This window comes from Bradyrhizobium sp. BWC-3-1 (assembly GCF_032917965.1).
GTDB classification, from domain to species: Bacteria; Pseudomonadota; Alphaproteobacteria; order Rhizobiales; family Xanthobacteraceae; genus Bradyrhizobium; species Bradyrhizobium canariense_D.
The window spans coordinates 4,200,993-4,222,479 of the sequence record NZ_CP136625.1 but is presented as its reverse complement, the minus strand read 5'-3'; the positions used below and the strand labels follow the sequence as shown (position 1 = coordinate 4,222,479).

17 protein-coding genes are annotated in these 21,487 nt (G+C 64.8%); 5 read left to right on the top strand and 12 right to left on the bottom strand.

The genetic code is table 11. The annotated features are described in order from the left end of the window. Window positions 1-92 precede the first annotated feature (92 nt). The gene (locus tag RX329_RS20465; protein ID WP_026233569.1) at window positions 93-1,352 is read right to left on the bottom strand and encodes an adenylate/guanylate cyclase domain-containing protein; all 1,260 of its coding nucleotides are present in this window, start codon (window positions 1,350-1,352) and stop codon (window positions 93-95) included. Window positions 1,353-1,536: 184 nt separating this feature from the next. On the opposite strand from RX329_RS20465, the gene RX329_RS20460 reads away from it, so the two are divergent. Next, window positions 1,537-2,694, top strand: coding sequence for an MFS transporter (locus RX329_RS20460; protein WP_018458391.1), 1,158 nt, complete (start codon window positions 1,537-1,539; stop codon window positions 2,692-2,694). A gap of 31 nt (window positions 2,695-2,725) precedes the next feature. Next, window positions 2,726-2,917: a hypothetical protein gene (locus RX329_RS20455; RefSeq protein WP_085353412.1), complete on the top strand. Its 192-nt coding sequence runs from the start codon at window positions 2,726-2,728 to the stop codon at window positions 2,915-2,917. Here RX329_RS20455 and RX329_RS20450 read toward each other — a convergent pair. The 3 genes from RX329_RS20450 to dmeF form a co-directional block, all read right to left on the bottom strand. Beyond that, window positions 2,914-3,792, bottom strand: a complete 879-nt coding sequence (locus RX329_RS20450; protein ID WP_085353414.1) for a DMT family transporter — start codon at window positions 3,790-3,792, stop codon at window positions 2,914-2,916. The two genes, RX329_RS20455 and RX329_RS20450, sit on opposite strands and share 4 nt — an antisense overlap. 83 nt (window positions 3,793-3,875) lie before the next feature. Then, a complete protein-coding gene (locus RX329_RS20445) occupies window positions 3,876-4,715 on the bottom strand; it encodes an N-acyl homoserine lactonase family protein (RefSeq protein ID WP_085353415.1) in 840 nt (279 codons plus the stop codon). Window positions 4,716-4,804: 89 nt separating this feature from the next. Further along, the gene (dmeF, locus tag RX329_RS20440) at window positions 4,805-5,749 is read right to left on the bottom strand and encodes a CDF family Co(II)/Ni(II) efflux transporter DmeF (RefSeq protein WP_085353417.1); all 945 of its coding nucleotides are present in this window, start codon (window positions 5,747-5,749) and stop codon (window positions 4,805-4,807) included. A 194-nt stretch (window positions 5,750-5,943) separates the two neighbouring features. On the opposite strand from dmeF, the gene RX329_RS20435 reads away from it, so the two are divergent. Further along, window positions 5,944-6,762: a chromate resistance protein ChrB domain-containing protein gene (locus RX329_RS20435; protein ID WP_085353419.1), complete on the top strand. Its 819-nt coding sequence runs from the start codon at window positions 5,944-5,946 to the stop codon at window positions 6,760-6,762. After that, complete coding sequence (gene chrA / locus RX329_RS20430; RefSeq protein WP_085353420.1) at window positions 6,762-8,147, top strand: chromate efflux transporter; 1,386 nt, start codon at window positions 6,762-6,764, stop codon at window positions 8,145-8,147. The genes RX329_RS20435 and chrA overlap by 1 nt, the downstream gene beginning before the upstream one ends. A gap of 68 nt (window positions 8,148-8,215) precedes the next feature. Here chrA and RX329_RS20425 read toward each other — a convergent pair whose 3' ends face one another. The 3 genes from RX329_RS20425 to RX329_RS20415 all read right to left on the bottom strand — a co-directional run bounded on the left by RX329_RS20425 (window position 8,216) and on the right by RX329_RS20415 (window position 13,558). Next, window positions 8,216-11,305 (bottom strand): efflux RND transporter permease subunit, encoded by a 3,090-nt coding sequence (locus RX329_RS20425; protein WP_094183263.1) that lies wholly within the window; start codon window positions 11,303-11,305, stop codon window positions 8,216-8,218. Next, the gene (locus tag RX329_RS20420; protein ID WP_085353421.1) at window positions 11,302-12,417 is read right to left on the bottom strand and encodes an efflux RND transporter periplasmic adaptor subunit; all 1,116 of its coding nucleotides are present in this window, start codon (window positions 12,415-12,417) and stop codon (window positions 11,302-11,304) included. The genes RX329_RS20425 and RX329_RS20420 overlap by 4 nt, the downstream gene beginning before the upstream one ends. A gap of 61 nt (window positions 12,418-12,478) precedes the next feature. Then, window positions 12,479-13,558, bottom strand: coding sequence for a calcium:proton antiporter (locus RX329_RS20415; RefSeq protein WP_085353422.1), 1,080 nt, complete (start codon window positions 13,556-13,558; stop codon window positions 12,479-12,481). A gap of 1,064 nt (window positions 13,559-14,622) precedes the next feature. Here RX329_RS20415 and RX329_RS20410 point away from each other — a divergent pair. Further along, the gene (locus RX329_RS20410; protein ID WP_085394302.1) at window positions 14,623-15,837 is read left to right on the top strand and encodes a YeeE/YedE family protein; all 1,215 of its coding nucleotides are present in this window, start codon (window positions 14,623-14,625) and stop codon (window positions 15,835-15,837) included. Between the two features lie 53 nt (window positions 15,838-15,890). On the opposite strand, the gene RX329_RS20405 is transcribed toward RX329_RS20410, so the two are convergent. From RX329_RS20405 to RX329_RS20385, 5 genes are all read right to left on the bottom strand, one after another. Further along, window positions 15,891-17,435, bottom strand: a complete 1,545-nt coding sequence (locus tag RX329_RS20405; RefSeq protein WP_317246349.1) for a GMC family oxidoreductase — start codon at window positions 17,433-17,435, stop codon at window positions 15,891-15,893. An 84-nt stretch (window positions 17,436-17,519) separates the two neighbouring features. Further along, window positions 17,520-19,778, bottom strand: a complete 2,259-nt coding sequence (gene parC / locus RX329_RS20400; protein WP_018458402.1) for a DNA topoisomerase IV subunit A — start codon at window positions 19,776-19,778, stop codon at window positions 17,520-17,522. 60 nt (window positions 19,779-19,838) lie between these two features. Continuing rightward, entirely contained in the window at window positions 19,839-20,123 is a 285-nt protein-coding gene (locus RX329_RS20395; protein ID WP_018458403.1) for a hypothetical protein, read from the bottom strand. 100 nt (window positions 20,124-20,223) lie between these two features. Then, a complete protein-coding gene (gene recO / locus RX329_RS20390; RefSeq protein ID WP_317246348.1) occupies window positions 20,224-20,976 on the bottom strand; it encodes a DNA repair protein RecO in 753 nt (250 codons plus the stop codon). A 122-nt stretch (window positions 20,977-21,098) separates the two neighbouring features. Continuing rightward, window positions 21,099-21,479, bottom strand: a complete 381-nt coding sequence (locus tag RX329_RS20385) for a hypothetical protein (RefSeq protein WP_018458405.1) — start codon at window positions 21,477-21,479, stop codon at window positions 21,099-21,101. Window positions 21,480-21,487 lie beyond the last annotated feature (8 nt).

The window sequence follows — 21,487 nt, the reverse complement described above, 5'->3', positions numbered from 1 at the left end:
GCGAAGCAATCCAGAATCCGTCCGCGGAGACAGTCTGGATTGCTTGGTCGCAAGAGCTCCTCGCAATGACGGAGTATGTTGAAGCAGCCAGCCTAGTTCGCCAGATACCGCTCGTAGCTGCCTGTCACCGGCTCGCTCGCGTCCACCTCCGGATCAAGCGTGTAGAGATCCTGCGCACGGCCGATGCCACGCAGCGCGTAGCGGCCTGTGGAGACGAGATAGCGGCGGCCGGCGGCGTCGAGGCCCTTGTAGAATTCTGCCGATGCCAGCAGCTCGCGATCGACCGAACGGCTCATCGAGGCGATGCGGCTGACCTCGTTCACGGTCGGACCGACCACGGTGAAGTCGAGCCGGTCCTCGCTGCCAATATTGCCGTAGAAGACCTCGCCGACATGCAGGCCGATATAGGCGGACGTGGTGGGACGGCCCTCCGCGCCCCGCCTCAGGTTCAGCGCAGCGACGTTCTTGCGGAACAGATGCTCGGCGCGCAGCGCCGCGCGCCGGGCATGCGCCATGTCTTCACCGGTGAACATCGCAAGCACGCCGTCGCCGATCAGCTTCAGCACGTCGCCGCCGGCGTCGTGGATCGCGTCGATCACGGCCTGCGCATAGTCGTTGAGGAACGGGATGATCTCGTCGGGGCCGATGCTCTCGCTGATTCCGGTCGAGCCGCGCAGATCCGAATACCACAGCACGGCGTTGATGCGCTCGGTGACGCCGCGCGAGATACGTCCGCTCAAGACCTGCTCTGACGCATCGCGGCCGAGATAGACGCGGCCGAGCGTGCGCGCGATGTCGACCTGCTGCGCCGACTTGATCGCGAGCCCCAGCACCGGCACGAGATCGCGCAGCGCGGCGAGTTCGGCGTCGGCGAAGCCGCTGTCGCGTCGCGTTGTCCAGGAGGAGTAGAGGCAGTCCATCTGCCCCAGCGCTCCGGTCTCCCCGAAGCGGTGCACAAAGGCCAGGAAATGGCGATGACCGGTTTCGGCGAGCTCGCCGATTTGCGAAAAATCGAGCGAGGGCGCGTCGGCGAGGTCGATCACCATCTCGTCGTGACCGTGCTCGAGCAAATGATAGAAAACCGACCGGCGCCAATTGTTGGCCGCGTCGCCCTCGGCCGTCGAGCCGTATTCGACGACGTCGCTCTCGTTGGTCGGTGTATCGCTCCAGCGGAAGGCGCGACCCTCGTAGATCGGGTGCAGCGTATCGATGACGACAAGGCCACGCGAGAGTTCCAGCCCCTCGGCGCGGCAGCGCTCGCAGAAGCCGCGCAGCAGTTCGGGTTCGGGCAGGCCGGTGAGCCCCTGGCCGGCCAACCAGTTCATCAGCGCAAGGCGAGAGGTCAATTGCATGCGCCATTATGGCGTGCATTCGTGACGAGCGAAAGGCGGCGCGCGGAGCTTGCGTCGCCAAAGCTCCGCTCACGGCCAAGGCTCCCGCCCGCGGCAGGTCGCATATGTCGCGGACGCTGTTGACGCGCTCCCGCCTCGGGCGGCAAATGCGAATGATGACACCGCCGATCAGAAATACGGGGATATGAGCCAGCGCCAGCTTCCGATCATCCTGGCGCTCGGTACCACGCAGACCCTGGCCTGGGCCTCGAGCTACTATCTGCCGGCGCTGCTCGCCGATCCCATGGCGCGCGATCTCGGTATCTCCTCCAACTGGGTGTTTGGCGCGTTCTCGGCCTCGCTGGTGATTTCGGCGCTGCTCGGGCCGCGCATCGGGCGACAGATCGATCTGGTCGGCGGCCGGCAGGTCCTCTCGGTGTCGAACCTGACGATCGCCGCCGGCCTCGTTCTGCTCGGCCTCTCGCAATCGGTGGCGGTGATGGCAATGGCCTGGCTCGTGCTCGGCATCGGCATGGCGATGGGTCTCTACGACGCCGCCTTCGCCGCGCTCGGGCGCATCTACGGCACCGAGGCGCGCAGGCCGATCACCGGCATCACGCTGATGGCGGGCTTTGCATCGACCGTCGGCTGGCCGCTCACCGCCTGGGGCCTGTCGCATTTTGGCTGGCGCGACACCTGCTTCGCCTGGGCCGCTGCCAATATCCTGATCGGCCTGCCGCTCAATTTCTTCCTGCTGCCGACGATCAAGGGCGCCAAGCAAGCAGCGGCGACAGCGGCGAAGCCGCATCTGCCGCTCGACCGCACCATGGTGCTGCTCGCCTTCATCTTTGCCGCGGTCTGGACCGTCACCGGCGCGATGGCCGCGCATTTCCCGCGCATCCTGGAGGCAACCGGCGCGACGCCGGTCGAGGCGATCGCGGCCGGTGCGCTGATCGGCCCCGCGCAAGTGGCCGCACGGGTTCTGGAGGCAGGCTTCCTCAGCCGCTTTCATCCGCTGTGGTCGACGCGGCTCGCCTGCCTCACTCACCCGATCGGCGCGGTGGTCGTGGCGATCTTCGGCGGCGCCGCGGCCAGTGCGTTTGCGCTATTCCACGGCTCCGGCAACGGCATCCTGACCATCGCGCGCGGCACGCTGCCGCTGTCGATCTTCGGCCCCAAGGATTTCGGCTATCGCCTCGGCATCATCGGCGCGCCGGCACGGATGGCGCAGGCCGTGGCGCCGCTGGCCTTTGGCCTGCTCATCGACGTCATGGGCGCCAAGGTGCTGATCGTCTCCTCCGCGCTCAGCCTCTCGGCGCTGGCCGCGCTGTTCATGATCCGCGCGCAACCGCGGCCGGATTGACCGGGCCGGAGCTTTCGCGCACAAGCGCAGCATGACCGAAGACACGCGCCCACCCCGCACATTCAAAGGCCTCCTGCGCTGGGCGACTACGCCGCCGCAGGCCTGGGGTGTCTATCTCCTCGCCGTCATCCTGGTCTGGCTGATCTCCTTCTACGCCGGCTCGCTGAAACCGAAGAAGGCGCCGGAAGCGAGCCCGCCGCCGGTCACGGCACCGCGCACCTAGGCCGGCTTCGTTTCGCCGGTCGCGATCCAGATGCCGGCGAACACGGCGACCAGCCCGATCAGCAGATTTGGCGTGATCGGCTCGCCGATCAGCAGCGCGGCGAGCAAGGTGGCGGCGATCGGATTGACCGTCATCGTATTGGCGACCCGGGTCGGCGTCGCGCGCGCCAGCGCCATGACCCAGAGGATGAAGGCGAGCGCACCGCCGCCGATGCCGAGATAGATGCCGGCAATCCACTGCGCCGTCGTGAACTGCCCCAGCGCTGCAAAGCTGCCCTTCACGATACCCGCAAGCACCAGCACGGCGGCGCCTGCTCCCATGCCGACCGTGAGAAAGCCGAGCGGGCTGGAGCGCTGCATCAGCGGGCGCGACAGCACGTTGTAGAACGCCATGCAGAACACGGCACCGGTCATGATCAGCTCGCCGCGCCAGGCCTCGGGCGGGCTTTGCGCCAGGCCCGCGGCCAGTGCCGCCGCCACGCCGAGCACCGCGATGCCGACGCCGGTGATCTTGCGCGCCGTCAGCCGCTCGACGCCGAGGATGGCGCCGACCACCATGGTGTGGAGCGGCAGCGTCGCCAGCGCGAGACTGGCGCGCGCGGCGGTCGTGTAGGACACCGCGATGTTGTAGAGGATGAAGAACACGCCGAAAAAGCAGATGCCGAGCAGCGCCACGGCCGGCCAGTCGGACCGCTGCGGCCAGCGCACGCCGAGCAGAAGCGCGCACGGCAGCAGGCAGAGAAAGCCGATCCCCCAGCGCAGGATCGCGAGCAGGATCGGATCGGCGCCGCCGACCAGATAGCGGGTGATCGCCGCGGCAGTGCCGCCAAGGCTGCTCGACGCCAGCGCGATCGCAACCCCGGCCCACTCACCCACAATCGTCTCCCGTTGCGGAGCTTGCTGAGGGCGCTAGCACGCCCCTGCTGCCACTGTAGTGGCAACAGGGGCGTCGCGGGAAGCTAGTCGTAAAACTCGGGCGACATCTTCTGGCTGTCGCGCTGGATCTTGTCGTGGTTGATCCAGAGTTGCGCCTTCTCCTTGCCGAGCGTGTCGGCGATCTTCTGCATCGAGGCCGCGCTCTGGTCCTTGTTGGCGTTCATGCTCGGCACACGGCGGTTGTCCCAATTGTCTTTGAAGTGCACCGCATCGCCCGACAGCACGACGGCGCCGGTCTTCGGCAGCTTCACCAGCAGCGATTGGTGTCCCGGCGTATGGCCGGGCGTCGACAGGATGGTCACGCTGCCGTCGCCGAACACGTCCTTGTCGCCCGCAAGCAGCTCGACCGGATGCGACGGCTTGAAGCGCGGCTCGTTGTTGGCGCCGGGCCAGTCATACTCGGCCTTCTGCACATAGAGCATGGCCTGCGGGAACAGCTCGACATTGCCGGTATGGTCGGGATGGGTGTGCGAGACGGCCATCATCTTGACGTCACCGGGCTTGAGGCCGAGCTGTTCGAGCTGCGCGGCAAGCGTCTTCGGCCGGCGCCAGGTCACGGCTTTGGGATCGGCGGGCGCAAGGCCATTCGGCATCGCGGCGACTGCGTCGGCGATGCCGGTATCCCACAGGAACCAGCCCTTGGCGTGCTTCACGAGATAGCAGCTGTCGACGAAGTCCATCGTCTTGCCCTCATTGAGACCGGGCGTCCAGCGCGAGATGTCGCCGGCGGTGCCCTCGCCGCAATTGAGCACGTAGAGTTTTTCGACACCGGTCTTTTCGGACTGCGCGAGCACCGCATGACCGGACAGAACGAGTGCAGCGACAACGACGGCGAGCTTGATCTTTTTGATCTTTGGCATCATTCGTTCCTCCCTTGCAGCCAGGTCGGCTGTCTTGTCGGCTGTGACCGAGGATCAACCCTGGTCCGTTCGCAGAATTCCCGCAGACCGCTTCAGTGCGGGCAGGTCTCGACCTCGACGGTGACGTGGCTGAGCCCCTTCAGTCCGGCGAGCCGCTTCTTGTAGACCGCCGGCTGCTTCGGCTGGTCCGACACCACCGACACCAGCACGGCGCAATGGCCGGGGCCGACCTGCCAGAGATGCAAATCCGTGACGCGGTCGTCGCCGATCTCCATGCGCGCCCGGATCACACGCTCGAGCTTCTCGTCGGCGCGCACGTCAAGCAGCACCGCGCCCGATGTCTTGATCAGGCCGAACGCCCAGCTCGCGATCACGGCGCTGCCGATCAGGCCGACCGCCGGATCGGCCCAGGCCCATCCCGAATACATGGCGACGACGAGCGCGGCGATCGCCAGCACCGAGGTCGCTGCGTCCGCCATGACGTGGACATAGGCAGCACGGAGATTGTTGTCGTGGTGGTGGTGATCATGGTCATGATCATCGTGATCATCATGCGCATGGCCATGATGGTGATGACCATGGTTGTCGCGGAGCAGCCAGGCACTGGCGAGGTTGACGCACAGGCCGAGGGCGGCGACCAGGATCGCCTCGCCATAGACGATCGGCACCGGATTGATCAGCCGCAGCACGCTCTCATAGGCGATCTCGACCGCGATCAGGCCGAGGATGATCGCGCTGGCGAAGGCGGCAAGATCGCCGAATTTGCCGGTGCCGAAGCTGAAATGCGAGCTCCCCAGGTGCCGCCGTGCAAAGCGATACGCGAACGCGGCAATCCCTAGCGCTGCCGCATGCGTGCCCATGTGCCAGCCGTCGGCGAGCAGTGCCATCGAGCCGAACAGCGAGCCGGCGACGATCTCGCCGACCATCATGACCAGCGTCAGGATGACGACGAGCCAGGTGCGTCGCTCGTTCTCGTCGTGCTTCTCGCCCAGGAAGGCGTGGTCATGGGTCCATTGTTCGACGGAATGGGAATGCATCGCAAAGTCTCCGAAAGGCCCGGGCCGTTAACCCCTATATAGACCTGCGAGTTTTCTGGGCAAAATCGCCGGAATGAGCCGATTGACAGGTAGGTGCCGTTTCGGTGTAATGAACGCCATGGGGATTTGAGCGATCTCCCCACGAGGCGACATGCCCAAGTATCGCGTCCCGTTGTTTTTCACGAGGGCGCATCATGTCTTCCTACACGACGATATCATCTGACAAGCTGGCACGGTTGATCGGCACGGCAAACGCCCCTGCCCTGATCGACGTGCGCACCGACGAGGATTTTGCCGCCGACCGGCGGTTGATCCCAGGTTCGATCAAGCTCAGCCACGACAATGTTCCGGAATGGGGTGCCGAATTCGCCGGCCGCACCGCCATCGTCTCCTGCCTGCGCGGCGCAAAGCTGGCGCAGGGCACGGCGGCCTGGCTTAGGCAGCTTGGGGTCCAGGCCGAGACGCTGGAAGGCGGATTCGAGGGCTGGAAGGACGCAAAGCTGCCGCTGCTCGATACCCGCAAGCTGCCGCCGCCCGACGCCAAGGGACGCACCGTCTGGGTGACGCGGGCGCGGCCCAAGGTCGACCGCATTGCCTGCCCCTGGCTGATCCGACGCTTCGTCGATCCCAATGCGGTGTTCCTGTTCGTGGCACCGTCCGAAGTGGTCGCCGTCGGCGAACGCTTCAAGGCAGCCCCGTTCGACATCGAGAACGTGTTCTGGAGCCACCGTGGCGAGCTCTGCACCTTCGACGTGATGATCGAGGAGTTCGGGATTGCCGCGCCGGCGCTGCTCCGGCTCGCAACGCTGGTGCGCGGCGCCGACACCGGGCGGCCCGACCTTGCGCCGGAGGCTCCCGGTCTGCTCGCGGCTTCGCTCGGGCTGTCGCGGATGTATGATGACGACCTCGAACAGCTCGAGGCCGGTATGCTGCTCTACGACGCGTTCTATCGCTGGTGCCGCGACGCGACGTCTGAGACCCATAACTGGCCGACCAACAAGGCAAAGGCTTGATGGATACGCGTACGATCGAAACCGGAGCTGATGCCGGTCACGGCGTCAGCTTCAGTGAAGCCTTTCGCGTCTGGCTCCGTGTCGCCTGCCTGAGTTTTGGCGGGCCCGCGGGCCAGATCGCGGTGATGCACCGCATCCTGGTCGAGGAAAAGAAGTGGATCTCGGAAGGCCGCTTCCTCCATGCGCTGAACTACTGCATGCTCTTGCCGGGCCCGGAGGCGCAGCAGCTCGCAACCTATATCGGCTGGCTGATGCATCGCACTGCCGGCGGGCTGATGGCGGGCGGACTGTTCATCCTGCCCGGCATCATCGCCATCATGGGCCTCAGCTACGTCTACGCCGCCTACGGCAATGTCAGCTTCGTCGAGGCGCTGTTCTTCGGCTTGAAAGCCGCCGTGCTCGCCATCGTCGTCGAGGCCGTGGTGCGCGTCGGCAAGCGCGCGCTGAAGAACCGCATCATGATCGCGCTCGCCGCGATGGCCTTCGTCGCGATCTTCTTCTTTGCCGTCCCCTTCCCCATCATCATCATCGCCTCAGGCATCATCGGCTATGCCGGCGCGAGAAGCGGCCTTCCGGAGTTCGCGCCGGCCGGTCATGGTCACGGCGGCAGCAGCGCCTTGATCGACAGCATGCTGGGCGACGCCGTGCCCGATCATGTCCGACCCAACACCGCCCGCACCATTCGCGTCGGCGCGCTGTGGCTTGCGCTCTGGCTGGTGCCGGTGATCGCGCTCGTGCTTGTGCTCGGGCAGGCCAATGTCTTCAGTCACATCGCGCTGTTCTTCTCGAAAATGGCGATGGTCACCTTCGGCGGCGCCTACGCAGTGCTGGCCTATGTCGCCCAGCAGGCGGTCGAGCACTATCACTGGCTCAAGCCGCACGAGATGCTCGACGGCCTCGGCATGGCCGAGACCACGCCGGGTCCGCTGATCATGGTGCTCCAGTTCGTGGGCTTCATGGCCGCCTACCGCGACGCCAGCGGCCTGTCGCCGATGCTTGCGGCCACGCTCGGCGGATTGCTCGCGACCTGGGTCACCTTCACGCCATGCTTCCTCTGGATCTTTGTCGGTGCTCCCTACATCGAACGGCTGCGCGGCAACACCGGGCTTGCGGGCGCGCTGAGCGCTATCACCGCCGCCGTCGTCGGCGTGATCCTCAATCTCTCGATCTGGTTCGCGCTGCACACGCTGTTCCGCGACACCGTGCCGGTGCATGCGTTTCCGCTGGACTTCGACATGCCGGTGCTGACGAGCGTCGATCTCCCCGCGCTCGTGCTGTCGATCGCAGCCGCAACCGCGATCTTTCGGTTCAAGCTGGGGATGTTGACGGTGCTCGCCGGCAGCTGCGCTGCGGGTGTGGCGCTGCGGCTGGCGGGGCTGATTTAGCCTCCAAGCATCGGCTTAAAGGCTGCCTCCATGAGGTCGCAAAATGGGCCAAACCGAGTTCGGCTGCGTCAACCGGAACGTGAGCTAGGACCGGCACTGAATTTGAAAACGGCTTTCTTGCCTCCGGGAGAAGGAATCCCAAAAAGCACGAAATATCCAGCCGGAACGAAGAACAGGGTCAGGAGCGAGGCGACAGCAAGCCCGGACATCATGAGCACCGCCATGGGTTGCCACAACGCGCCGCCGGAGATGGCCATGGGTGCGAGCCCAAGGACCGTAGTGGCCGACGTCAGGAGGATCGGACGAAGACGCTTTCCCGACGCAGCTACGATGGCTTCCCGCAGCGGAAGCGTCTCTCGCTCGATATCGATCTGATCGATCAGAACGATGGCGTTGTTGATGATGATGCCCGACAGGCTGATGATGCCGAGGGTGCCGAAGAACGAGAGCGGTTGTCCGGCCGCCAGCAGGCCGAACGGAATCCCAATCAGGATGAGCGGTATGCTCATGAACGTCAGAAGCGTGCGCCGGAAGGAGTTGAACTGCAGGATGATCGCCAGCACCATCACGGCAAGTGCGATCGGAAAGCCCGCGGCGAGCTTCTGGTTTGTCTCCGCGCTTTTCTGGATCTCGCCGCCGACGGTCACGTGATATCCCCCAGTCATGTCCATCTCGTTGAGCCTGGGCTGAATCGTTTCCAAAAGCTGCCCGGCCGTCAGGGAGGTGCTGCGGGCGGTCACCGTGATCGTTCGTTCCTGGTTCTTGCGGCGGATCCGCGCGAAATCGAACCCCGGCTTCAGCCTCGCGACCTGCGCCAGCGAGATGAGGCCGCCGCTCTTTGCGAAGGTGGCGCTGGTGAGGCCTTCCAGGCTCTGCGAGGTGTACGCGCCGGCGCGCAGCACGATCGGGATCGAGTTATCGCCTTCCCGGTAGATCGACACCGCGGTGCCGGTGAAATACGTGTTCAGGAGCCGAGTGACTTCCTCAGAGGTGACTCCAAGCTGGCGCGCACGGTCCTGGTCGATCTCGACGACCACCTTGACGATCTTGTTGCCCCAGTCGTCATCGTTCTCACGGACGTTCGGCGCCGCCTGCAACAGGGATCGAACCCGTTCGCTGAAAGCGAGCAGCCGGTCACCGTCCGGGCCCGATATCTCCAGCTCCACGACGCCCGATTCGACGGCTCCCATCGCCAGCCGCTTGATCTTGAAGCTTGCTTCTGGGTGATTGGCATAAAGGTATTTCCAGGCACGATCGGCCGCACGCACCGCAGCCTGGTAGTCCGTCGTGTTGACAAGGAAGAACGCGGACGCCGGATCCGGCGGGACTGGGGTCAGAGTGAGATAGAATCTCGGCCCGCCGTCACCCACGTAGAGGATTTCGCTGGAGATCTCCGGATTGGCCGTTCTGTCCCCGAGCCACCGTTCGATCTCGCGCGCGCGATCTTCCGTTTGCGAGATGTCGGTCCCGTCAGGCATATTCATGTAGATCAGGAATTGGCTACGTTCGCTGAGCGGAAACATCTCCTTCGGGATGCGCGGGAATTGAGTAAGCGCAATTACGACGAGCGCAATGCAACCGGCCAGGACGATAGGAGAGAAGCGCAAGGCCGAGCCGAGCGCGGAGGCATAGAGCCGCTGCAGGCGAGACGGCGCCGCATCCTCCTCAGCAGATCCGGCCCCCCGGCCGATCAGCCACACGGTCAGGGCGGGAAGAATGTACATCGCCGTGATCCAGGAGCCGCCGAGCGTGAGCGCCACCACGGCCGCCAGCGAAAACGCATACTCGCCAGACGCGCCCGATAGCAGCATGAGCGGCAAGAACGCTGCGATGGTGGTGATCGAGGAGATCAGGAGCGGCAGCGCATACTGCTCTCCGGAGGCAAGACCGGCCTCCTCGGGAGGCACTCCGCGGCCGATCCGGCTGACGATGTCCTCGACGATGACGACGCCATTGTCGACCAGGAGACCGAGCGCGATGATGATCGCCGCGATCGAGACCTGCTCCAGCGCGATCCCCAGCGCCCGCATGCCGATCAACGAAAACATCACGGCGAAGGGAACGATCATCGCCGCGATAGTGCCCGCCCGCAGGCCCAGAAAAACGATCACCAGCACTGCCACGACGACGAAAGTCTGGGCCACACTCGACAGGGCGGAATTGACGGAGGCGCTGACCTGATCGGCCTGGTATGTCGCGAAAGAGACGGCGTAGCCGATCGGAAGGCGCTCCTCATAGTCGCCTGCGGCCGCACGGAGCTTGACTCCAAGCTGCGTGACGTCCTGGTCCGGCTGCATAATGACGCTGAGGACCACGGCGGGACGACCATTGAAATAGATCGGCTTGACCTTCGGTGAGACGTAGTCTCGGCGGACCGTGACGATATCGGCAAGCCGAACCAGGCTGTCGGTGGTCCCGACCCGCGTGAGCATGGTCTCGATCGCCCGCACGTTTGGAAAATCGCCGGAGGTCTCGAGCAGAAGGCGCGTGCCGTCGGCGTTGATGTTGCCGGACGGCAGCACGACATTCTGTCCCTGGAGATCCTTGATCAACGCGTTGACCTGAACGCCGATCGCGGCCATCTTTCGGGTATCGAGCTCGAGCCAAACCCGTTCGTCCTGCACGCCGTGAAGCTCGACCTTGGAGATTCCCGCGATCTGGTAGAGCTTCTTCCGAAAGTCCTCGGCCGCGTCCTTCAGTTCGCGGGGGGAAAAGCCTTCCCCTGTGATGGCGATGGTCGCGATTGCGACATCGCCGAAGTCGCTGTTGACGAACGGTCCGACCACCCCATCGGGCAGCTCGATCTTGGCGTCGGCCATCTTGTCGCGCAGTCGCTGCCAGGTGGCGTTGACGTTCGCGATTTCGTCCTTCAGGTCGACATAGATGGTCAGGGATCCTTCGCCGGCAAGCGTTCGGATGTCCTTGACCTCAGCGAGCTCGCGTACTTTTCGCTCGACGGGAACGGCGACCAGATTCTCCATTCGCTCGGGCGCCATGCCCGGAAAAAGGGCCGACACAACCGCTGTCCGGATGACGATGACCGGGTCTTCGCGTTTAGGGAAGTTCGGATAGAGCCCGATGCCGGCAATCAGCAGACCGATCATGGCCATGACCGTGAATCGGGACCGCGCCAGACCGAACCGGGTGAGAAGATTCACGGCCCCGCCTCCTCGAACGGAAGCAGCTTCACCTTTTGTCCGTCCGAGAGGTAGGACACCCCTGCCGAGGCCAGGACGTCCCCAAGCTTGACGCCCTCCACCACGACGAGACGATTGTCCCGGATTCCGCCAACGGTGACGGTGCTCTTCTTCACCGTCGAACTTGCCTCGTCGTAGCGAAACACCGTACCGGTGTTCTGCAGGACCTTTCCGCCTTCGGGCACCAGCACGGTGAGCGGAACGAGAAACCCGCTGCGGCCCACGACCAACGGTTCTTCGATCGCGACCTCGACCGACATACCGGCGTTCAGACCAGGGGCATTGTTGTCCAGCCTGACCACAACCGGGAACGCCGATACCTGCTCGGCTTTGGACCCGAGCTCCCTGATCTCGCCCTTGAGCGGAAGATCGGGCTTATCAGCGACCTTGATGGCCACCTTCTGCCCGACCTTCAGGCTCTGGAAGGTCGCGGCCGGCACCAGAAAGGACATTTCGAAGCTGTCGTCGCTGTAGAGGGTAGCGACCGGCTGCCCCGCAGCGACCTGCGCGAAGGATTTGACCTCCACGCGAGCGATGGTCCCGGCGAAGGGAGCCAGCAGCTTGCTGCGGTCAAGGTTCTGATCGGCCAATTCGAGCTGGCGGCGCGCCTGGTCGAACTGGGCTCTCGAGCTGAGCAAGGTGGCGTTAGACTGCTCGAAAGCCGCCTGGGTCGCGACGCCGCGCTTGAGGAGTTCTTCCTTGCGCTGGAAATCGGACTGGGCGTTGTCGAGCTGCGCCTGCGCCTGCTGCACGCCCGCGCTGGCCTGGTCCACCTGGCTCTGCAGCGATCTCGGATCGATTTCGGCAAGAACGTCGCCGAGTTGCACCTTCTGGCCGACGGTGAGGACGACGGCCTTCAGCTGGCCCCCGATCTCGAAGGAGAGGCTGCTGACGTCGGCCGGCTGCAGAACGCTCGGGAAGCGCCGAACGCGGCTTTCCGCCGTCGCGGCCACCTTGTAGGCGCGCAGACCGCGGACCGGTTGTTCGCTCGCCTCCTTCTTCTTTTCCCCGCAGCCCTGCAAGCCGACGACAAGGAGCGTTAAGATGCCAAATCGCGTAAGATGTCGGATCATCGAGCGCTCCTCGAATCCTATCGAATTTGATCCTTCGGCCTGGCGGCGTCGTTCCGCGAGCTCACGGCACTACCGCGAAAAACAGAAACGCGGCGAAGATGACCAGATGCACGACGCCCTGCAGCACCGTGGTCCGCCCGGTGCCGAGTGTGATGACACTCAACAGCAGCGTGAGCATGAGCAGCCCCAAATCCTTTATGTCCAACCCGAGTTCGAGCCGATATCCCATGACGATCGAGACAGCCGCGACGGCGGGAATGGTCAGGCCGATGGTCGCGAGCGCCGAGCCGAGGGCGAGGTTGAGACTGGTCTGAAGCCGGTCGCTTTGCGCCGCCTTGATGGCCGCCACTGCCTCCGGAAGAAGAACGAGTGCGGCGATGATCGTGCCGACGACTGCCTTAGGGACCTGGAGATAATCGATGGCGCGCTCCACGCTGGGGGTCAGGACTTTCGCAAGCCCCACGACGGCCACAAGGGAGACGACGAGGAGAGCGGCGCTCAGGCTGGTCGTTCCGTTGTCCGGAGGAGGCGAATGCTCGTCGGCCGCGGCACCTTTCGCGGCCAGGAAATAGTCACGGTGTCTGACCGTCTGAACGAAGACGAACGCGAGGTACAGAATCAAGGACGCAAGCGCGGCAAAGATGAGCTGCGAGGTGTTGTACAGCGGACCGAGCTCTTGGGCTGCAAGGTTCGGAAGCACCATCGTGAGGCTGGTGAGAGCCACCAGCACGGCGAGAGCGGCACTGGCGCCTTGCGCCTGGAAGCCCTGTTCATGGTGGCGCACGCCGCCCCACAGCAGACAAGCACCTACGATGCCGTTACAGACGATCATGACTGCCGCGAAAACCGTGTCGCGGGCCAGCCCGGCCTTCTCGGCAGGCGCGCCGATCATCACCGAGACGATGAGCGCCGTCTCGATCACCGTCACGGCCAATGCCAGGATCAGCGTGCCGAACGGCTCGCCGACGCGGTGAGCGACCACCTCGGCGTGATACACGGCGGCGAAGACCGTGCCGAACAGAGCCGCTCCGGCGGCGGCGTCGATGACCCCGCCTTTGCCGAGAACGAAACTGATCAACAGGACGCCCCACGCGAGCCCTGGCCAAATCCACGTCCACCGAGCTGTCCCTGCTACAGCCATGGCGACTCTCCCTGAACGTGTCCCCGCTAGGTGTGGGACTCTTCAGTTGCATCATACTCACGAAATGGCATGGCCAAAAGACATCGCATCACAATTTCGGAACAATGTTGCTTCTGGCGATAGCTCCAGACGCCTCCCTGGAGCGCGGTGCGCCAAAGGGCGAAACACTGCGAGAAAGTGTGCCGCCTTGGCTAGTCAAGTGCACCCGGCAAAAATATTCCACTTTACCGAAATTCGGATTTGACGTATAAGCGGCACACCCTGGCCCGAGACAAGGGGCGGATCGCGATCGTCACGAACCGCGGGCTGGGCAGCGATGGACGCGACGGCTTCGGGCACGATAGGCATTGCAGGGCGGCTTTGGCTGTGAGCAATGGCCTTCGTGCCTGCGACACGATGCCGAAAGCGTCTTCGCATGGCTTCGGGTGTGAGCACACGCCAGCACTCGAAGTCCCAGCGAGGACGTGCGCGGACGAACAAGTCGTGTGGTCCTGACGCCCGGGGTCTGTGCGTCAAGTCCTGCGGTGATGTGGCGGCCCGCCCGGGCACGTGCATCAGTTATCCGCAAGGCGACGGGGGCAATAGTGCATCGCTCCCCGGGGAGAGCACGAAGGACACGTTAAAACCATCGTGCAGGGAAGGCCGGGCGATCCGGCGAACCTGTGGTCCACCCCGTGTGCATTTCTATCGCGCACGGACCTGCGGGTGCCAGCCGGCGCCCGGCCTTCCCTGCGCCCTTGTCTCAATGAGGGCGATGCGACGACGCAAGACTCGGGCGGAACGCGCCGCGAGATCGCGAACTCTCGTCCGCCGTTTGAAACGTGCATCGGCGCGACGACTAATCTTGCCCACTCTCGCTGTCGTCGCCCGGCTTGACCGGGCGACCCGGTAGCCCAAGACAGTCGAGATTTGAGAGGAGAGGCCGCGGCGTACTGAATGCCCCGGTCGAGCCTGGGCATGACAGGCTAGCGCTATCGCATCAGTTCCAAGGTGGGAAGATTGGAACGGGGAGAATTCGCCCCGGTTAGCTCTCACTGCCGAAGAAATCCGCTTTTGGATGAGCCATGACCGATCTATCTATCGATGCGCGGCTGCTTGCCCCTGACAATGACCGGCACGGCGCCAATCTCACGGTCGTCGCTGTCGCGGCGGCAATTCTTCTGGCGGGCGCAGCGGCCTTGTCAGGCACGATTTCGTGGCAACAGGGATTGTTGTTTCTTCTCGGAGGCGCACTTGGCCTGACGCTGTACCATGCGCTGTTCGGGTTCACCTCGGCTTGGCGCGTCTTCATTGTCGCACGACGAGGCGCCGGCCTTCGCGCCCAAATGGTCATGCTTGCGCTGGCAACCGCCCTCTTCTTCCCGGCCCTGGCGCAAGGCACGCTGTTCGGCGTCGCCGTGCGTGGCGAGCTCGGCGCGGTGGGCGTGGGCATGCTCACCGGGGCATTCCTGTTCGGCCTTGGAATGCAGCTTGGCGGCGGCTGCGCGTCGGGAACGCTTTATACCGCCGGCGGCGGCAACACCCGCATGCTGGTGACACTGGCGGCCTTCATCGCCGGATCGACGCTCGGTGCATTGCATCTGCCGTGGTGGAGCGCGCTGCCGTACATCGGCGCCGTCTCGTTGATCGAACGGCTCGGATGGCTGCCGGCGCTCGTGCTCTGCTGGGCTGTTATGGCTGCAATTTATCTCATCACCCTCAGGGCCGAGATCGGCCGCCACGGCGAACTCGAGCCGGGAGCGCGGACGAAGCTCCGCGGCGCGCGCCGCTTCATGCAGGGGCCATGGCCGCTGCTGTGGGGCGCGATCCTGCTCGCGATCGGAAATTTCGCCACGCTGTATCTTGCGGGACGTCCCTGGGGCATCACCTCCGCTTTCGCGCTCTGGGGATCGAAGATCCTGATGAGCCTCGGCGTCGACGTCGCGTCATGGCCCTATTGGCAGGGTGCTCGCGCGACCTCGCTGCACCAAAGCGTCTTCGCCGACATCACCTCCGTCATGGATTTCGGCATCATCCTGGGAGCGTTGCTGGCCGCAGGCCTCGCCGGCAAATTCCATCCGACATGGCGCATCTCCGCATCCTCGCTCCTCGCCGCCATCATCGGCGGCCTGCTTCTCGGCTATGGCGCCCGGCTCGCCTATGGCTGCAATATCGGCGCTTATTTCAGCGGGATCGCATCGGGCAGCCTGCATGGCTGGTGCTGGCTGGTGGCGGCTTTCGTCGGCAACATTCTGGGGACACATCTCCGACCGCTGTTCGGCCTGGCCGTCGAGCGGTAGGTTTTCGTCTGCGCGCGGTTTCATCAGACCGCCATGGCGGACGACGATTGAACCTAACGCATCATCATCCGCGCGATCGCCTCGCCAATCACCACGGTCGTGAAATGCGTGTTGGCCCGGCAATCCGATGGCATGATCGAGGCGTCGGCGATGCGCAGGCCGGAGATGCCCTTCACGGTGCCGTCAGGGTTGACCACGCCGTCGGCGCTCTCAAAGCCGGTCATACGACAACTGCCGGCGGCGTGCTGGATATCGCCGGTCTCACGGCGCAGCAGCGCATCCAGTTCATGCTCCGGCAAGGCCGCGGCTTGCGGCAGCGTCAGATCGGTGTCCGCGAGCCGGATCCAGTCGGCGATGCCTGATAGCGCCGGCTGGGAGGTGATCACGGCGAGCCGCTTCACCGCATCCTTCATGCGCAGCATGTCGCGGGGATCGGCCAGCATGTTTTCCTCGACGACGGGATCAATCGTGGGATCGGTCGAGGCCAGCTTGAGCGTTCCACGCGAATACGCGTTGAACAGCCCGGCGCCGATCGCGCCCGGCACGCCGATGCCGCGGTGATTGAAGGCGATCAGGATCATGTCGCGCTTGCCGCCCTCGGCGAGGCCCGACGAATAGGTCACGCAGCAATTGGTGTGGCGGGTGTCCGGATCGGTCGGCCGCAGGTCTTGGTGGAGCTGGATCGTGGCACGGAACAGCGGATGATCGAAGAAGTGCTTGCCGACCGGCAGGTTGCGCTCGACCGCGATCCCCATCGCCTTCAGCTCCTCCGCAGGACCGATGCCCGAGCGCAGCAGGATCGCTGGACTGTGGATGGCGCCGGCGCACAGCACGATCTGGCGCGCGCTGATCTCGCTGGTCCCCTGCCCCTCGATGTGAACGCGGAGGCCGGTTGCCCGGCCGTCGCTGATCAGCACGCGGTCGACCAGCGCATGCCCGCGAATTTCCAGATTGGCGCGGCCCCGCGCGGGCTCCAGATAACCCTCATTGGTCGTGATGCGGCGGCTGTCGCGGCTGTTGATGGGATAGCAGGCGACGCCCTCGCCGTCAGGGCCGTTGACGTCGGCGCACCAGGGATAGCCGCTCGCCAACGCCGCATCGCGCAAGCCGCGGTCGATCGGCCCCCATTTTTCCGGCGGCGCCCGATAGACCGGCAGCGGTCCACCGCGGCCGTGGCCGGCGGCGTCGCCGAATTCCAGATCATCCTCGATCACCGAGAACAACGGCATCACGTCGTGGGCCGACCAGCCGGTGCAGCCATTGACGGCCCACTCGTCGAACGCAGCAGCGACGCCGCGGATGGCGATCTGGCCGTTCATCATCGACGAGCCGCCGAGCCCCTTGCCGCGCCAGTAGAAGCGCGGCTCCTGGCCGGCCACACGGCGCGTCAGAAGATCCGGCCATTGCCACTTCTCCTGGTACTCGCGCTTGTGGATGATCGGGATGGGATTTGGCGTCATCACCTCCCAGGGCGCCTCGTCGGCGCGCCAGTCCAGACCCGCCTCCAGCAGCAGGACGCGCCGTGCGGGATCTTCCGAGAGCCGCGCCGCAACAGCAGCGCCGGCCGAGCCGCCGCCGACAACAATGACATCGTACATCGCGCTACTTCTCAACGTTCCACAACACCGGGATGGCGGACGGTATCAGACCGCGCGCACCGGCGGAACCAGACTGTCGCCCGACTACCCGATCCCCCTGCCGAACTTGTTCGACTTCGGGAATCCCTTCGGCGGCAGACGGCCGGCGTCCGCGCGAGAGCCTTTCCACTCGGCGAGCTCCTTCATGGTCGCGGAGAATTCGCGGCCGGCGGAGTCCTTCCAGGTCAGGCCCGTCTTGGCGTCGAACACTGCAATGTCGGAGAGGCCGCCGTCCTTGTACTTCTGCAGACGCACACCGCGGCCACGCGCCATCTCCGGCACCTGGTCGAGCGGGAACACCAGCATCTTGCGGTTCTCGCCGATGACCGCGACGGTGTCGCCGATCACCTCGGTGACTGTGCGCGCCTCGTTCGGCATGTCGACGTTGAGGACCTGCTTGCCCTTCTTGGTGGTGCCGACGCAATCGTCCTCGCTGACGACGAACCCTTGGCCCTCGTGGCTCGCGACCAGGAATCTGCGTCCGCCCTTGTTGACGAACAGCGTGACCGGCGCGGCCTCCGGCTCGAGATCGATGAACTGGCGGATCGGCTCGCCATGACCGCGGCCGCCCGGAAGTTTTGCGACATCGAGCGAGTAGAATTTTCCGTTGGTGGCGAACAGCAGCAGCTTCGAGGTCGTTTCCGCGAAGAACGCGAATCCGAGCTTGTCGTCCTGCTTGAAGGCCAGCCCCGAGAGATCCTCGACATGGCCCTTGAGAGTGCGGATCCAGCCCTTGTCGGAGACCACCACCGTCACCGGCTCGCGCTCGACCAGTGCCTCCTCGATCGCAGCGAGATCATGCTCTGGCGCGTCGGCAAAGGTGGTGCGGCGCTTGCCGAGCGGGGTCTTCGGTCCGAACATGTCGCGAACCTTGCCGACCTGCTCGCCGACTTTCTTCCACTGCTCGGGTTCGGACGCCAGCAGTCCCTCGATGCCCTTCAGCTCCTTGCGAAGATCCTTGTCCTCGCCACGGATCTCCATCTCCTCGAGCTTGCGCAGGCTTCGGAGCCGCATGTTGAGGATGGCTTCGGCCTGCACCTCGGTGAGCTTGAACGCCTTGATCAGCGCCGGCTTCGGCTCGTCCTCATTGCGGATGATCCTGATCACCTCGTCGATGTTCAGATAGGCAATCAGCAAGCCGCCGAGGATCTCCAGCCGGCGCTCGATCTCGGCCTTGCGATGGTTGGTGCGACGGATCAGCACGTCGCGCAGATGGTCGAGCCATTCGCGCAAGCACTCCGCGAGCCCCACGACTTTGGGAATGCGGCCCTTGATCAGCACGTTGAGGTTCAGCGGAATCTTGTTTTCGAGCTCGGTCAGCCGGAACAGCGATTCCATCATCAGCGCGGGATCGACGTTCTTCGATTTCGGCTCGATCACGATGCGAACGTCTTCGGCCGACTCGTCCCTGATATCGCCGACCAGCGGCAGCTTCTTCTGGTCCAGCAGCTCGGCGATCTTCTCGATCAGCCGGGACTTCTGCACCAGAAAGGGTATCTCGGTGACGACGACGACCCAGGTGCCGCGCGCGCCCTCTTCCTGCTCCCATCGGGAGCGGACGCGAAACGAACCGCGACCGGTGGTGTAGGCTTCAGCGATCGCCTGCTTGGAATCGACGCAGATGCCGCCGGTTGGAAAGTCCGGACCCTTGACCCATTTCAGCAAGGCCTTCGACTTCGCGTCGGGCTTCTCGATCAGATGCAGCGCGGCGTCGCAGAGCTCGGCGGCGTTGTGCGGCGGGATCGAGGTCGCCATGCCGACTGCGATACCTTGCGCGCCATTGGCGAGCAGATTCGGGAAGCCGCCGGGCAGCACGATCGGCTCTTTCGACTGGCCGTCGTAATTGGGGCGGAATTCGACCCCGTCCTCATCGATTCCGTCGAGCAGAAGCCGCGCGACGTCGGTCATGCGCGCTTCGGTGTAGCGATAGGCGGCGGGATTATCGCCGTCGATATTGCCGAAATTGCCCTGGCCGTCGACCAGCGGGTAGCGCGAGGAGAAGTCCTGCGCCAGGCGCACCATGGCGTCGTAGATCGCCTGGTCGCCATGCGGATGGAACGAGCCCATCACGTCGCCGACGATTTTGGCGGACTTCTTGAATGCCGTGCCCGGGTCGAGCCGGAGCAGCCGCATGCCATACAGGATGCGCCGGTGTACCGGCTTCAGGCCGTCGCGCGCATCCGGCAGCGCGCGGTGCATGATGGTGGAGAGCGCGTAGGCGAGATAGCGCTCTTCCAACGCCTCACGCAGCGGCACCTCGTGAATTTCGGCCGGTTCCTCCGGCGGAATCAATCGTTTTCCCATGCCGCCCGGTTAAACCGTGGAAGCGAATCGGGCAAGGATCGATTGGTTCCCTGTGGCGGCCTACTGGCCGGCCCAGCCTGCGGTGAAGGTCTGGGTGGGTGGCGCGGCTTTAGCCTGCGTGGTGGCCGGGGCATTGGTCAGGCACCGCCGCGCGGTGTCGATCTCGGCCTCCGTCGCGCCTTTGGACCGTGCCCATGCCTCTGCGGCTGCAGCGGAATATTTAGCCACATAGAATCTGACGACGGTACAGGAAGCACGGCGAAAGACGCCCGGCTGCTCACCCGCGAGGGCGTCCGGCGCCAGCGCAATCAGCGCTGCCGATATCACAAGTCCCTTGATCAGCATGAGGCTATCCCCGGTTGGAACCCAAAATGGCAAGTCCGGGGAACCGAGTTTTGTTCCAGCAAGGGCTGGTCCACTGAGGCAACGCAGAGCCGCGCCAAGCTCATGGCGCGGGAATGGCGGCCTTTGCCTGCTGTCGCGTCAGCGCGTTGATGAAGCCTGCCCGCGCATCGGAATGGCCTAGCCCGCGTGGTTCCAGCACGTGGCGCAGCAGGAACAGGCCGGTCAGTCGAAAGCCGTCCTGGAGATCCTGATCGGTGAGGTCGCCCTGCACCTCGCTTTGGCGCAGGAACGGCGGCAGCCGCAACAGGCGGTCGCGCCACGGCTCGCCCGCCCCGCGGGACACCGCGCCGCCGGATTTGGGCGAGACGTAGATCAGGTCGGTGGTCTCTCCTGTCACCGCGCAGTTTTCCAGCGCCATCCCGAAGCCGAGTTCGGTGAGCATTGCCAGTTCGAAATGGATCACGTGCACGGCCGCGCTGCCGATGTCGTCGAAATCGTCCAGCGAATGTTCGAGCAGCGCCAGGAGGTTTTCGTGCGGATCGCGCTCCGGCAGCAACCGCGCGATCGAGGCGAGATGGGTGATGCCGTAGACGCCGTGGGATGATCCCAGCAGCGTCGCCGCCCGCAGCTTGAGGCCCTCGATGGCATAGGTGCCGAGATGCTCGTCGAGCCGCGCCCGCCATACCACGCGGAGGCTGTTGCCGGGCTGCAGCAACGGACGCATCCGAGAGCCGGCGCCGCCGCGGACGAGACCGAGATGGCGGCCGTGGGCACGGGTTAGCAACTCGACGATGGCGCTGCTCTCGCCATGCCGCCGCACCCCCAGCACGATGCCTTCGTCGGTCCATTCCATCGGTGAAGTCTAGCGGATTCCGGTCTTCAATCGTAGGGCGGATTGGCCGAAGGCCTAATCGGCCAATCGCGGGGGCACGCCTGGAAGGTGAATTGCGCGCCGCCAATCCACCCGACACGGCCTCACGCGTTGAACCAGCCCTGCGCGTCGCCGCGGAACGAGAAATACAATCCCATCGCGGTCAGCACGCAGGAGACGATCTCGATGGCGCTGTCGAGTTCCATGCCTTTCTCGCCGATGATCTGGCCGAGCGAGATCACCGACAGCACGAGCGCTGCCGCCAGCACCCAGCGCGGCCAGTTCTTGCGCCCGTGCGCGGCCAGCCGGACGAAATACACCAGCAGCAGGATCATGCCGCCGGCGAGCAGCGACGACGTCATGATCATCTGTTCGGTCATCTCGGCAGTCGGCGTGCGGTCCTGCACCGCCACCGACAAGGCATCCAGCATCAACGATGCATAGAGCAACGCTTCGAAGCGCCGTACGTTGCTGGGTACGCTCATCGTCGACC